This is a genomic window from Bradyrhizobium sp. USDA 4510 (genome assembly GCF_054059095.1).
Genome location: NZ_JBSSBT010000001.1, coordinates 1204085 through 1218024, shown reverse-complemented (window position 1 = coordinate 1218024; position 13940 = coordinate 1204085). Strand labels below are relative to the sequence as shown.

The 13940-nt window shown below is 57.9% G+C and carries 10 protein-coding genes and 1 pseudogene; 6 read left to right on the top strand and 5 right to left on the bottom strand.

Annotation, left to right across the window (positions count from 1 at the left end; genetic code table 11):
* Positions 1-1213 precede the first annotated feature (1213 nt).
* The 3 genes from ACVMDN_RS05460 to ACVMDN_RS05450 all read right to left on the bottom strand — a co-directional run bounded on the left by ACVMDN_RS05460 (position 1214) and on the right by ACVMDN_RS05450 (position 3093).
* The gene (locus ACVMDN_RS05460) at positions 1214-1903 is read right to left on the bottom strand and encodes a YopT-type cysteine protease domain-containing protein (RefSeq protein WP_256558789.1); all 690 of its coding nucleotides are present in this window, start codon (positions 1901-1903) and stop codon (positions 1214-1216) included.
* Positions 1904-2521: 618 nt separating this feature from the next.
* Positions 2522-2845, bottom strand: a complete 324-nt coding sequence (locus ACVMDN_RS05455) for a DUF7694 domain-containing protein (RefSeq protein WP_420866004.1) — start codon at positions 2843-2845, stop codon at positions 2522-2524.
* Positions 2846-2922: 77 nt separating this feature from the next.
* Positions 2923-3093, bottom strand: a complete 171-nt coding sequence (locus ACVMDN_RS05450) for a hypothetical protein (RefSeq protein ID WP_253603399.1) — start codon at positions 3091-3093, stop codon at positions 2923-2925.
* A 2576-nt stretch (positions 3094-5669) separates the two neighbouring features.
* Between ACVMDN_RS05450 and ACVMDN_RS05445 the strand changes: the two genes are divergently transcribed.
* The 6 genes from ACVMDN_RS05445 (at position 5670) to ACVMDN_RS05420 (ending at position 12430) form a co-directional block, all read left to right on the top strand.
* Positions 5670-5969 carry a hypothetical protein gene (locus ACVMDN_RS05445; RefSeq protein ID WP_245313956.1) on the top strand — a complete coding sequence of 100 codons (300 nt, stop codon included), beginning with the start codon at positions 5670-5672 and terminating at the stop codon, positions 5967-5969.
* Between the two features lie 503 nt (positions 5970-6472).
* Positions 6473-7483 carry an anthranilate phosphoribosyltransferase gene (gene trpD / locus ACVMDN_RS05440; RefSeq protein WP_069278734.1) on the top strand — a complete coding sequence of 337 codons (1011 nt, stop codon included), beginning with the start codon at positions 6473-6475 and terminating at the stop codon, positions 7481-7483.
* Positions 7484-7737: 254 nt separating this feature from the next.
* A complete protein-coding gene (locus ACVMDN_RS05435) occupies positions 7738-7923 on the top strand; it encodes a hypothetical protein (protein WP_057016764.1) in 186 nt (61 codons plus the stop codon).
* Positions 7924-8551: 628 nt separating this feature from the next.
* Entirely contained in the window at positions 8552-9676 is a 1125-nt protein-coding gene (locus ACVMDN_RS05430; protein WP_253587748.1) for a M20 family metallopeptidase, read from the top strand.
* 884 nt (positions 9677-10560) lie between these two features.
* On the top strand, positions 10561-10824 hold the full coding sequence (locus tag ACVMDN_RS05425; protein WP_141713529.1) for a hypothetical protein: 264 nt from the start codon (positions 10561-10563) through the stop codon (positions 10822-10824).
* Between the two features lie 307 nt (positions 10825-11131).
* Positions 11132-12430 carry a preATP grasp domain-containing protein gene (locus tag ACVMDN_RS05420; RefSeq protein WP_456835513.1) on the top strand — a complete coding sequence of 433 codons (1299 nt, stop codon included), beginning with the start codon at positions 11132-11134 and terminating at the stop codon, positions 12428-12430.
* Between the two features lie 90 nt (positions 12431-12520).
* Here the strand turns inward: ACVMDN_RS05420 and ACVMDN_RS05415 are convergent, their stop codons facing one another.
* Entirely contained in the window at positions 12521-12772 is a 252-nt protein-coding gene (locus tag ACVMDN_RS05415) for a hypothetical protein (protein WP_069278732.1), read from the bottom strand.
* Between the two features lie 153 nt (positions 12773-12925).
* A pseudogene (gene hisN / locus ACVMDN_RS05410) lies at positions 12926-13712 on the bottom strand (histidinol-phosphatase).
* Between the last annotated feature and the right edge of the window lie 228 nt (positions 13713-13940).

Sequence of the window (13940 nt, the reverse complement as noted above, 5' to 3'; positions counted from 1 at the left end):
GAGCGGAGCCCCTTGGCCGCGTTGACAGGACGTCACTCGCCACTAACCTGACGTGCGAGTCAGTTTTGTACGATTGTGCGCTCTAGCGCCGAAGATATGCCCTGGACCTGACGGAAATCTGATTAGCGTACAGCCGACTCGGGATTCATCGGAGTAGTTTCGTTGGATTGGTTAAGCCGGATGAGAGTGGTCATAGGCGGTTTGACTTGCGCATGCGCGACGCCATTAGGCTGGCCATCACCGGCTGGTGGTCTTCGACGAACGGGCATCAACCGTGTCCGCGCCATAAGTTGTTTCAGCAGACGAGCGTGTCAGGGCTTCGACGGCGTCAATCGGTGGATTCGGTCGGTCAGGATCGTCCGGCCTAGGTTCCGGGCGCCATTCACAGCGGACTCGCCGCTGATAGTCGGCTTGGTGACATCGGTTTTGGCGGCCACGATTTTGTGCCTCGGCCTCGAACTGTCACCCTGGCCGGCATCGTCGGTGTCAGGCAGGAGACCCAAGTGGCCCGGTCTCTCGACCATTCGGCCGGGAGCGGATTGAGAGCCGTGGCTGGAGACCCTGGGGATCCACCGCCGTCGATCTGGTTAAAATCCATACAGCTCTCCTTCTGTTTTGAGAACATAATCTCTTGCAGATCCGCCCGGCTTTTACTGCCACCAGTTCAGTCATAGGCCGCATCAATCGAGAGACGAGAGCCTATGCTAAGAGGCTTGGCTTTCGAAAAGCTGACGAGGGGGCAAGCCAAACGCACGCTGCAATTGTGGATCACGGCAAAGGTGACGCCGCAGATGCGCGCTTCCCGAAACGAAGTCCAGGCCGTTTGTGATTTCTCGAAGCCGAACACGCTTTCACACCAGAGGCCGTGGTGCCTGACAGTTCATCCCAAACGTGCCGGAGTGTCAGCATAGCAGCCAGGAACATTAGTAGTCCAAGGAATGCACGAGTTATCCGACGTCCGATATCTCGCGGCGAAGCAAACGGCTGGATGGGCTACCTATCGATGTCGGGCGGCCGCTATATCAACGTGCCTTCATCTTCGCGGCCGCCATGAGCTCCATTACAGCAAATTGTCGCATGCTAAAGGAGGACGCAGCTATCAGTGCGCCCCCCCCCACTTCAACGGGGCGCGGCCGCTCTCGATTCGGCTCGGTTCCGCGAAAACCGGGAAGGACACGGGCACGGTCGGAACGGCCGATTGAAAGCCCGATGCTCAGGTCATCCTTTGTGTGACGACCGTCGATATATCATGTCCATTCAGGTTGCTGTAGCGGTCGGCGAGGCTTTTGAACAGCTCACCCATTTGGTCCGACCGAACGGTAAACTCACCATAATTGGGATCAAAGAGCGTCGTCATTCCATTCGACGTGGACGTTGCCATAGTGTGTGCGCCACCTGCGGCGAACCGTAAGCCGAGTAAATAAATCGACGGGTCGGCGGTGACTTCGTTCACTATCTGGGCAATACGCGAAGATGAGCCAAACCTATATCGCGTCTGTTCGTCAGCTGGCTCCAAACCCGCTTCGCGCAGCATTGTGCTTTTTGCCTGAAGGTTGTGAGAACCTCCCGCCCTGTCGTTTCGCAACTCAGTCTTGATATCTTCATACCGCCGCTGCCGCACCGCCGCCGAGGCATGGTTTTCAGCGCCCGGGCGCAGCGCGCCCATTCGGGATGCAGGGCTGCTGTGCTGATTGCGGAGCCACTCCGCTGCCAAACCGACGCAGATGCCGTTGACATTGGCCCCGGGCAATTCAGCCGTCCTGTATTGAAACAGGTGACGAATCGGCCTCCCCGGAGAGGACGGATTGGAATCTGAGGACAGAGAGGACGTGCTGGGGCTCGAGGAGCCCGGGCTGTAAACGTTTGCGTCTGAGGTATGAGGCCTGCTGCAGCAGAGTCCCATTCGGTCAGACAACTCCTCAGGCGGCAAGCTCTCTCGTTGCACGCACTCGGTAAGCGCTTGCGCAAAGCTACCAGTGTCAGCGGACTGATTTGATTCGTCGGCCTGATCAGAGCGTATCGATTGGCCACCAACTCGATTATACATGATGGTTCGCCTGTCTCTTCAGCGTACGTTTAGTCTAAAGCGAGTGCGGGGAGCTCACGCCCTGCCTACGAATGATATTGCTGCAAGCTGTCGACGAGCTGACGAACTGATAAGCTTTGGAAGAGCGTCGCACTCGAGCCCGATTATTCGGCGAGCCCACGCTTCAACCGCCGCTTCCGATTTCAGACGCAGGGCAGCGGCCGACAAGCACGCAGTTCTGGCCGGAGTGGTTGCCCCCGCTGAAAACAATCATCATCCCGCCCGCAATGGCACGGGCTGCTCCAGCACATGAAACATCTCTTGCGTCCACTTTATAGAGCACTCCCGCGTGGTGTGCGGATATCAGAGGCAAGACTTCCGCACTTGCGACTGGCGGAAAGCCCCGACATGTCCGCGGCCCCCTGCCTTCCGGCGATGCAGAACCAACCCAGCGGCACCGGCTCGGATCTTTTCTTCAGGAAATCGTTGTCCTCGTCATGCCGTTGCGCTCATTCGTGAGAACAATATTGCCGCTTCGGATGGCTCTAACCCGACGATGCCCACAAAGCTTGCTGGCGGCATCGGGATGTCCCGATGGATTGGTTTCCACAGATGCAGACAATACCTACTGTTATTGACATATTGCGAATGCGGCGGATGCAATTGCATCACGCATTCTTCTTCGTTCCAAAATAGGTCCTTTACGAAGCACATCTCCTCCCAGTTTGGACAACGCCGCGGCGTCGAGACAGCGACGTGCTCCCAGCTAGGACGAACTAATCCACTGATTTTGAGCTCACACCCGCAAGGCCCCTGCACAAGAAACAGGCCATGAGGGCCCGATCCGGGCACACTGGCGAACCGGCCGTATTTTACCCGGCCGGCCTCCAGCTTCTCTATAATCTGCGCTCGCACGCCCCCTCCTTTGCTTCCCGGTTCGCCTTGAAGTCCACATAGATGACATTGTCCGGAAGCTGATGAACTGGCGCCAGCTCAGTCCGCAGCGCAGCATTCCAGAACCACTTTTCAGCGAACCATCTGCTGAGAAAGCCGCAGATGTTCATCATTACTTGCTCCCCTACTATCGGTTTTCGGATGAGAACCAGATGAATGCTCTCACGGACGCTGAATACGGGCCCTGCACGCTCCGCTCCATGCGACACAGCCTACAGATGGATTTCCAAGCTCATCGCAACCCGATGGGCGAGCCCGCCGAACAACTCCGTCACGAAGTCGAGCCGCCTCACGCGCGCCCACCGCCGAACAGAGCCTGCCTTAGCAACAGCACATCTGCCTTTGGGCCTCTGACTCCTCAAAAACAATCGTTCATTGGCTGCCCGTTCGGATCATCGGACGATCTGCTCGAACATATGAAGCGGTCCGATAGCGGCCCATCAACTCGTGGCCGATGAATCGATTGTCATCCTGGCAGCTCTTTATGATCGCCTCTGATGCTTGCTTGTTCATCTCATTACGGCTCGCAAACCACGTGGCCAACGCGTGACAATTCCAGGGCTGCGCCTCGGCGCCGTACTGCCATGTTGTACCCGATAGATCGCAGCACCCGCTTCTCGCCGCGTGTGAAACAGTGCCAATGCGTCATCTATGTGACGATGCTCGAGCCGTATGAGCGCTAAATCGGCCGAGCTCGCATTAGAGTAAGGACGGCCGGCCACCGGAAATATTGGGGCTAATACCATCAAGTTCTTTCGAGCGCTTCTTCGTAAGGTAGCCGTCAGGGAAGATGACTAGTCCATCTCATCGACTCTCAACGTCGACCATCGCCGCTCCTTCAGACTATCAAGAGATGCAAATCCTAACGCACTGTCGCCAGTATAGCGCTGGTGGCGCATTCACTCTACCGGCTAATGTTTGATTTCAGGCATCGATGTCGCAAACTCTACTACAGGCAGATAATCCATTGCACCGGAGCCGACGGACATCATTTTTTCTGTGTCAAAAGAGGGCGCAACACCTCTCCGGTCATGGCATACTGATTGCTCTGGTGACGAGACACCAAATCAACAAGACGCGTTGTATCCAGGGCCAATTCACAACGCGACGTAGGTCTTGATTCGTAACGCCCCGCCTGAGCTGACGAAGCGCGATCCAAATAACCAAGCCGGATGCCTGTCACGCGGCAAACAGCTTCTCGATTCTCGATCCTTGAAAGAACACCGCGAACTCATGAATGACACGAGACTTCTAAAGAAACGCGATTCTTCGCGTGCCAGCGCGTCGTGTGGTGAATGATGCATTGGCGCACACCAAAGCAACCCATGACGAGGCAATACGTCGCTGATTTCGGCTCTTTGCAAGCGCAAAGGCGGTGGAACCTGTGGCCGCTGGTCGGGCTGCTCTTAAATGCGCTGCTCTGGGCCGGTATCTACTGGATCACTACAGCGCTCCTTTGAGCGAACGGACGCGATGCACTGGCGACAGTCACGATGAACGAGGTGGCGCACATGCGCTTCTCGAAGCCTTTTTGGGCCCGCACTGATCCAATCAGTGCGGGGGATGGAACAGACGCGCCCTCAGTTTGACAGTTGAACTCCGTTTTTAGGCAAGCTCCAGGGCGACACTTAGCGCAACTACCTCGCACCCCGTCGGGCCTTTCCGACGCAAACGTAATAGCGGACGCAAGAGGATGACATATCGGGATCGGCGAAACCGATGAGCCCATCAACATCCTGCCACGAGTCCATCAGTATCCTGCCTGGAGTGACGTCGGCTATTACCGACCAGATCCACAACTGCGGGCGAACAAGTGCTCTGCGAACCCACGCACACGAATGGCAACAAGAATCGGGCGATCGGTGTCCAGTGTGTCGCGATTAGCAGATCCCACACAGCCACCTCGTCTCCCCCCGGGATCCCGACCCACGCTGTGCAGATCTGCGCATACTGCATACAAGCCAGCAACCGGCATTGCCCGGCGCTGAGCATCATCGCCCTCATAATGAATTGCGAGCCGATCGGCGGGACCGGTCGTCGAAGCGAAGTGAGTCCTCACAACTCTTAGTCGGGCCAACTATCGTCGGCGGTTCGGCGCGCTTGCCAGTCTTGGGCCCGCCGAGCGAGCTTGTCGTATTCCATCGCGATCTTAAGAAGCCTATCTCTGGGTCTTCCGTAAGCGAGTGCTTCCGCTTTCTTTCGCGTTGCTTCAGCTCGGCCCCGCCAGTGATCGGGTTCGTAGAGTTTGCTTTTCGGATTCATGGTGGTCAGCATGCAATCCGCAGATCAAGGAAATGCGACGCTAGAACTCCGTACAATTACGTAAGACCGAGGCGCACGGCCACGGCACAATCGACAGCAGCATCTCTGGTTATGCGCTGACACTCACGCCGTCCCGGCCTCACGCAAATCCCTCGTTCAGTGATACGACCTGCCATCTTCCAACCGAGACGCTCTCTCGTAGCGTCGGTGTAGATCATCCAGAACATCTTTAGCTGGCGCCCACTAAGAGGCTTGAACCGCACGCTGCGTCAGATTGTACGATCCTCGACAATTGGGACCGTCTTCGACAATCTAGCCGCTTCCTGACAGCGATGATTGCTCACCCGGCGCGTTCTCCCCGGTTAAACGGTCTCCTTCGCCTGATGCAAGGACGACAATCGCAGCCTCACCGACTTGAAAGGATATCATGACTGAAAGCCAACGGATCGCTTTGGCCTCGCTCCTCAACGCTACCTACGGCGCGATCGCTCTTGCTGCCATATTGACAGCTGCAATTCCCGATCCCGTGCATGCGCGCGATCAAGCGCCGACTGAAAAGGAGAAAGAGGCTTGCATGGAGGACGCGTTCCGCCATTGCAGCAACCACATACCGGATCGCGTCGCCATCATTTCATGCCTCAGATCAAAGCAAGCGAGCCTCAGCCGGCAGTGTCGATATGTGGTGTCAGGTCGCGACAGCGGCACCAAAAGCAGCGATTCGAAGTGAGGATTGATAACTGAGCGGCATTTCCGTTAGCACACCGGTCGAACGGGATCTCCAGGCCACCCCAGCAATCTGAGAGCAAATGAGCGCGGCCGATCGTGAGTGGCACTTGCGCTCGCGGTTGACGGGGGCAGCGGCGTTTCGCCCGAGCAATCGCTCTCCGCGTTGCTATAGCTCAAACGATAGAACCCTATGCTAAGTCGAGGTACGCGTTTGATCCTCGGTTCGCGTTTAGACGGCCGCATTCTTGGACGCGTATTGAGTTCGTCGGCCGACGATTTCGCGTTGATACGACGCCGAATCGAGAACTTGACCCTCACGTAGCGTCAGGTTGTAGCGTCGCCGAGTGACCCACAGCTTCACTGCTCGTTTCATTCAATGAGGCGTCTGTTCCTCGCGAACGTGCCGCTGCCGCAAAGCCGCCGCCACCGATGACATGCCTCCTCAACGAAAGTCCCGGTCGAGCGCGAGCGCCTGAGGTCTGGACAGGAATCGTGTAAAGTTCGATGGAAGCGCTCAAATCGATTATTGGCAAAGTTGCTAGCGGCGCCACTCTGAGTCGGGAGGAGTCCGCGTTCGCATTCGACGGTGTGATGTCGGGTCGCGCAAGCCCCTCGCAGATCGGCGGCTTACTGATGGGCTTGAGGGTCCGCGGCGAAACAGTCGAAGAAATCACCGGCGCGGCCTCCGCAATGCGGAAGAGAATGCCGTCCGTCGAGGCAGGATGCGACCCCATTTATATCGCCAGCACGAACGACACCTCTTTGTGTGCGGTCAACGTGTGGACCTGCGCCTCCTTCATCGTCGCGGGAGCGGGCGTTGCTGTCGCAAAGCATACCAACTGCGCTGCGTCTCTAGGTTCGGGCAATACTGCAGACGTCCTCGCGCGCATCGGCGTGAAGATCGATCTTGAGCCTGACGCCGTTATGCGTTGCGTGCGCGATGCCGGCATCGGCTTCACGTTTGCATCGGCCCACTATCCGGCAATGCAGCGCGTAGCCCAGATCCGAACCGCGCTTGGCACCCACACTATCTTCAACCTCATTGGCCCTCTGTCGAATCCGGCCAGGCTTAAGCGTCAGGTTGTTGGGGTCTGCTCTCGTGAATGGGTACAGCCTCTGGCGTACGTGTTGAAAAATCTTGGCGCCGAGTCGGTGTGGGTGGTTCATGGTTCCGGTGGACTCGATGACATAACCCTCGCCGAGCCGACCTTTGTTTCCGCGCTTGAGGCGGGTACAGTCCGCACCTTCGAAGTGAGGCCGGAGGAGGCCGGATTCCCTCGCGGCCTTAGCAAGGCACTGGATAGCGGCGATCCCGACAACCTCGCGCTGCAAAGCATACTCGATGGCGCACCAGGTCGAATTCGCGACGCCTCACTTTTTACGGCTGCGACTGCATTGATCGTGGCCGGCCGGGCTTCGACGCTGCAGGAAGGCGTAGCGATTGGGCGAGAATCGCTTGATCGCGGCGCAGCAGCCGCTCGACTTAAGCACCTGATTGCGGTTTCCAACGCGTGACCGCTGAGTCTGTCGATGTTCCAATCCTCCGACCAAGGACGACATGCACAAACGTCAGAGATCGCAACCGCTAACGTGCGTCCCTTCCGCGCGGTTCGAACAGCATGCGGCGCCTGCCCGCCAAATTATCGCAATTCCCGTCAAGTATCATGGCGTGAGAGGTACCCTTCCGCTTTGGCGAAGGAGCCAGCTGCAACACGTCGTTGCGTTCGGGCCGCATCAAAGTGCGCGCTGCGCCTCAAAGGAGATAATCGATGACGGCCCCGCAGGACATGGAAGCGCTCGGCTCCATAGCACTGATCGAACACATCATTCGAAAATTTCGGGAACTGATTGACACAGATAGTTCAATTCCGTCGGAGCTGCGGGGCGCGCTACACGCTACGCTCGACGAGCATCTTCTTGATGCAAAGAAGCGTGTCCTCTTAAAGACACATTAGCATCAGGCTGCGACCAGAGGCGAAGAGCATCAGCACGGCGCCGACAACCGGATCATCCGCATGCGCTCGCGGGAACATCCGGCCGCAATCGCCTCGCCGATTCATGAGCGATGGGCAGGCTCTTTGCCGGACAGATCGGCGCGTTTTCTCGTTGGTCGCCCCTTCAAGACAGGTGGCGGCAGCTCTCATTTCGGCCTGCTATGGCTACGCCCCGCGCGATACCGTCCCGCGCGTCACCCTGGTGGCTGACGCTGTTGAGCAGTAGCGGATCTCCATGTGTGTTCGCTTCGGACGCACAGTTCCGACATCGTGCATCAATGTCGAACGCGCCCGCAAGCACGCGGATTGACGCTATGGAAATGTAATTTTCGCAAGTATCGAAAATAGCAACAGCCACTATTCGCCCCAAAAGCGCCAGCCCACGACAATCCCTCAAGACTATTGCTTCAACACCTACCAGCTCTGGTAGCTCCGTTATGGGGAGCCGCGTAGCATCATCCACTGCGGCAACATCAAGCCCAGAGGGACATCCGACTTCCTACGGCTGCGCCCTGACGGGCGTTCACGCTGGATCCTGGCGCAATTGAGTGGAACAAGTGATGTACGTCGCATTGGAAGGCATCAGATAATGTCCAGCAACCCGTTCGAAGCAGCGATGATACTCGACGGCATCCGCCGCTGGGTCGAGGTCGAATCTCCGACGGAGCGGCCGGATCAGGTCAACAAACTTGCTGATCTCGTGGCGGAGGGCTATCGCGACTTGTCGGCTTCCGTTGAGCGCGTTGCGGGACGTGACGATCGAGGCGATCATTTGATCGCGCGTTCGTCCTGGGGCCAGGGCGTGCCAGGCATCCTGGTGCTGAGTCATCTCGACACCGTTCACCCGATGGGATTCATAAAGCGCCTGCCGTTCAAGGTCGAGGGCGATAAGGCATTTGGGCCCGGTATTTACGACATGAAGGGCGGCGCATATCTCGCTTACCATGCATTTCGGCAGATTTGCGCCGATGATGTTCGCCCGCCGCTGGGCATCACCCACATCTACGTATCCGACGAAGAGATCGGCAGCCCGACTTCGCGGGCGTTAATCGAGGCAGAAGGCCGCAAGGCCAAATATGTGCTCGTGACCGAGCCCGCGCGCGACGGCGGCAAGATCGTCACGGGCCGCAAGGGCATCGCCCGCTTCGACGTCTTTATCAGAGGCACGCCGGCCCACGCCGGCGCGCGTCCTGAAGATGGCTGCAGCGCAATCCGCGAACTCGGCAATGTGATCCAGGCTCTTGAGACGATGAACGATCTTCAGCGCGGGATCACAGTCAACGTCGGTGTGGTCCGCGGCGGCACCAGGCCGAACGTAATCCCCGAGGACGCTTATGCGGAAGTCGACATGCGGGTGCCGACCTTGGCTGACGCCCACAAGTTGGTACCGACGATCCTCGGCATTAAGTCGCGCACCAAGGGCGTCACGGTGAAGATCACGGGCGAGTTGAACCGCCCGCCCTATGAGAAGAGCAGCGCCGGCGCGGCGCTTTATCAGCACGCCAAGGAAATCGCCACCGAGCTCGGCTTCAAGCTGCACGACGTCTTTAGCGGCGGCGGCTCGGACGGCAATTTCACCGCGGCCCATACGGCGACCCTGGACGGCCTGGGTGTCGACGGCAAGGGTGCCCACACGCATTACGAGCAGCTTTACATCTCGTCGATTGAGCCGCGTGCCCGGCTCCTCTATCGCCTCTATCAGACGCTTCAATGATCTCGACCGGCGGGAATTGCGACGCCTACGGACAAAGAGCTGCCCTACTATCAGGCGCACGTTATCATACACTTCCGCCGAAAATCGGCATCGTCTCGCCGGCGCGGGACGGATGCGACTGAATCATCCAATGATAGTGCAACGGTCAGACCGAAATCCGTTGCGGCGCTGACGGGAGCCTTGGATCGCGAAAGCATGGACCCTGCAAGGGCGCTTATCGGCTGCGAACATATGCGGCGACTTTCTGATGCAGATCGCGGTGCAGAATACGCTCGAGGCCGTAGCATTCCGCACTAACCTCAGAGTATTGGCGGACTAATGCTGGCAAGCAAAAGGGCTTGAATCAGACGTAACGTTAAGTTGTACGATCTCGAAACTGGCACGAGGTCTCTTCTGCCGCCGGGATTGTGAAGGATTGCGAATGTCTGGCTTGATGAGAACCAAGTCACAGTGGTTGATCATGATCCCCATCTCAAAGAGCCAAGCGGCTGAGACAGCTGTGCAGCGAGGCCTGATCGCGTCGCGACGTCTCGCAGGCAGTCGCAGATGGCCCGGTATTCCAGAAGTGGTACTAACGGGCTGTCTCAGGCTGCCCAATCTGAGGACTCGTGAAATCAGAGGCGATCAACCTAAACCTCGCTGCCGACTTCTTGCAGGGGACCGTTGCCTCCCAAATCTCAAGACTGACGGCCGGCCACAGTACCAAAGGCAGTCAAGAAGCAGCTTTTCGCTCCATCCACGCCAGCTTCCCGCGCTGGCACGGCGTCCGCACGCACGAGAGCCCATGCGGCGGCAAGGATTTTCAAGAGATTTGAGCTGCAAGCGTCGTTCGGTCTGACCGCTGCGACTTCGGAAGAGATTGCCTGGTATTCTGGAGCAGCAAGTTGAAAGAGCCTGACGGCGCCAAGCAGGTCCTGCTAGTTGACCATATTGAAGGCCAATGCCGGGCCATTGTCGGCTTCAAAGATGACGATCCAAGATCGGCATACATGTGCGGCGAGCCAGTTTATCAAAGACCAGGCAAGAAGCAGTCATCGTGGTGCGCCTATCATTACGGACAGATGCACGCGACTGCCGTCGATCGGCACGGGGTGACTGATCGAGTGGGCGACATACCTAAACCGGTATCGATTGCTCGTAACCCATGACAGCCATTAAGACCCCCGCTGTTCTGCAGAGGCCGCGCGCTAATAGCCAGGGTCAGTCAGCCCGGAATGACGCGATCGAGACCTGTTCGATGCAATGCCGAGCTTCGGTTCAATTGCATCGGGAGAAACATTTAAGCAGACAATCATTAGGATCGCGGCACATTGGTTCAACGGAATGCGGCGCAAAGCCGCCTTACGCTCACCGCCTCTGCGCAATCCGCCGTATCGAGTTCATCGTTCTTCATATCGCGGTGTCTACTGACCGTATCAAATGCTCGGGAGATCGGCGTTGCCTCGGATCCTAATCATGAATGCCGGTACGTCACAAATGTCGGGGGACGGTCTGACAGCAGCTCAAATCTCCTTTACCGCCAACTCGGCTTCACGCTCAGCATGGTTTGCACAGGAGGGCGACCTTATAATCTCACCGGTTGCCATCCGGCCGGACTTGTTGTCCTTCATTGGCGCGACGCTCGATTTCGATGCCTCGAGCCTTTCGCTTCTTGTGCCTGAATGCGGCGGCACAGCCAGCGTTCTTGATGATTGCACGCTGCTGTCAAATATTGTTGTTGAGAGAATCAACAGCCACCTTCGGAAGAAATCGTCCTGGAGAATATATCCCTGCTATCCTAGTGAAGGCGTCGCGCGCTTGGCGGCACTGCTGCGTATTCCACAGAGCGGGAGCGAATTCGCTCTGCAGCGGGGGCCTGATCTATTGAACCGCAAGAGCCACTTCCGTCAATTGGCTACAAGTGTCGGACTTCCGTTGCCAAGCGGGTGCGTAACCACGAACTCAGACGATCTATTGCGGGCGATTACCTCGCTGAGGTCTGAGACCGGCAACGTAATCGTCAAGTTGGACAATGGAGCCGGTGGGGTCGGAAATGTTATCCTGACCGGTCACGACAGCGGTCCATTACCTGGGGCACGAGATACCAGGCAGATTTCTTGGCCGTCGTTTAATCCAGAAGCACTTTGGTCTGAGATGACCACAGCATCGTGCAAGACACTGGTCGTGGAATCGTACCACTTGGCTCGGTCTCCCTTCTATCTCGAATACGAAATCGAGGAGGACGGTTCGATCGCCTTCATCAACAGTGGAAGCATTCGTCTGCGTCGAAGCAGCGACCAATCCGAAAGGTTTCTCATTTGGACGGGACTTGAGCTGCCAAGCGATCTGAGAAACGAACAATGGCTGGCTGCCCAGACGCACGCCTACCGATTTGCGGAGCTCGCGCGAGGCCTCGGATACCGCGGAATGATCAACATCGATGCCATTTTCACGAGCGATGGGCGGCTGCTATTTAATGAGGCGAACGGGCGGTGGGGTGGAGGCTCGGTGTTACACAACATTGCCGTTCGGCTGCTGGGTTTCGACTACTCTGGATTCTACGTTATTTCATCCGTCAGAAATGTTCGATCACGCTCTCTTCAAGCGGCACATGACCTTTTCGTCAAGGAACGCTTTCTGTTCGACCGCAAGCGCAAGGATGGCGTGATCCCGCTTGCTGCTGATGAGGATGCAGGCACGGTCGAATGCCTCGCAATTGCGCGCGATCGGGCCGCATCACGCGAGCTACAGCACCGACTATTGACAATGAATTGAACGAGATCTCAACGTACCCTCTTGCGTCGATTGCGAACTCGCTCGTGTAGCCACTCGCTAAGACTGGTCGCAATCGATGCACAATTTCGTTCATGGCGCACGGAGTTTGCAGTCTAGAGAGATGCCATCGCGGATAATTTCCGCGAATACGGCATCGTCGCGTGCACGTCGAAAGCCGTCCCTCGAGCGCGATCGTCGAGCGGAATGTTGTGACCACTTCCGCATCGAAGCGACCAACATCAGATCCTGCAGCCGCATGGTCTTCGAGAACGCGGCGTCAGTATCGGCCGGAATCAGTTCCTCGGCCAGGAAGGCCTTGAGCGGCAGATCGGTGAGCGCCATTTGGCCGCAAGCCGCTCGACCGAAACGTCAGCGCCGATGCCGGCGAGCTGATCGTCCGACCGCTCGAGCCGTCACCTTGGCCATCAGATCCCTGAGGTCGGCAACGCCAACGACTGTCCCTCCGATGGTTGTCCTGTAGGGCATGATCGTTGGTTATCCCTGGATCAAGGCGAGCGCTTCGGCATGAAGCCGCGGCGTTGCGGTCGCCAGGACGCGCCCTTCCGAACGAATCGAGAGCGGGCATCCCTCCCAATCGGTGATGCAGCCGCCGGCGCCCTGCACGATCGGCACCAGCGCCATGTAGTCATATGGCTGAAGCCCTGTTTCGAGAACGATGTCACAGTGTCCCGACGCAAGCAGGCCATAGATGTAGCAATCGCCGCCGAAACGGCGCATCCGCGCAGCTCGCGACAGCCGCTCGAATGGCCCCATCTCGCCGTTGCGGAACATATCAGGCGATGTAGTGTAGAAGCGCGCGTCGGCGACGCTCTCGCATGCGCTGGTCCGCGCCAATCCATCGCCGAACCGCGCCACACCGGGCTTCGCCACCCACCGCTCACCGGTAAAGGGAACGTCGATCAGGCCGCAGAACGGCTGCTGCTTGGGTCAACGCGATCAGCGTGCCGAACAAGGGAAAGCCGCTGATAAAGCTCCTGGTGCCGTCGATCGGGTCGACGATCCAGGTGAACGCGCCGCCAGGCTTGGCTCCGATCTCCTCGCCGATGATGCCATGCTCCGGAAAGCGCGCCTCGATCCTTTCCCTGAGACGCAACTCGACCGCTCGATCGGCGATCGTCACCGGGCTCGCATCGGACTTGGCGGCGACATCCAACGGCGTGCGGAAATAGGACAGCACGATGGGCCTGACCGAATCGGCGAGCTCGGCGACGAATGACAGATAGAAATCGGCATCGTCTGCCGTGACGGCATATTGGGCCATTACAGCGCCTTCATGAACAACGGCCATCGCGGATCGCGGATGAGAGAGTGCGTCCGCCTGCGTTTCCAAATGCTTTTTCTGCAGAAATCGAAATCCAGCTTTGAGATCCGGTCTGCAACATCGTACCTGTGCTCCACTTGATGTCCGCGAGCGCCTCGTGGACGATGGGACTGCTCTTACGCCTGCAGGAATTGAAAACCTCAACCGCATCGATGCGGCGTGTGCCTT

Bases quoted from the DNA above. Each gene is read 5' to 3' on its own strand.
- ACVMDN_RS05435 (WP_057016764.1), top strand. From the start codon at position 7,738: ATGACGGCCCCGCAGGACATGGAAGCGCTCGGCTCCATAGCACTGATC.
- ACVMDN_RS05450 (WP_253603399.1), bottom strand. From the start codon at position 3,093: ATGATGAACATCTGCGGCTTTCTCAGCAGATGGTTCGCTGAAAAGTGG.
- ACVMDN_RS05460 (WP_256558789.1), bottom strand. From the start codon at position 1,903: ATGGGACTCTGCTGCAGCAGGCCTCATACCTCAGACGCAAACGTTTAC.
- ACVMDN_RS05420 (WP_456835513.1), top strand. From the start codon at position 11,132: ATGAATGCCGGTACGTCACAAATGTCGGGGGACGGTCTGACAGCAGCT.
- ACVMDN_RS05415 (WP_069278732.1), bottom strand. From the start codon at position 12,772: ATGGCGCTCACCGATCTGCCGCTCAAGGCCTTCCTGGCCGAGGAACTG.
- trpD (WP_069278734.1), top strand. From the start codon at position 6,473: ATGGAAGCGCTCAAATCGATTATTGGCAAAGTTGCTAGCGGCGCCACT.
- ACVMDN_RS05445 (WP_245313956.1), top strand. From the start codon at position 5,670: ATGACTGAAAGCCAACGGATCGCTTTGGCCTCGCTCCTCAACGCTACC.
- ACVMDN_RS05430 (WP_253587748.1), top strand. From the start codon at position 8,552: ATGTCCAGCAACCCGTTCGAAGCAGCGATGATACTCGACGGCATCCGC.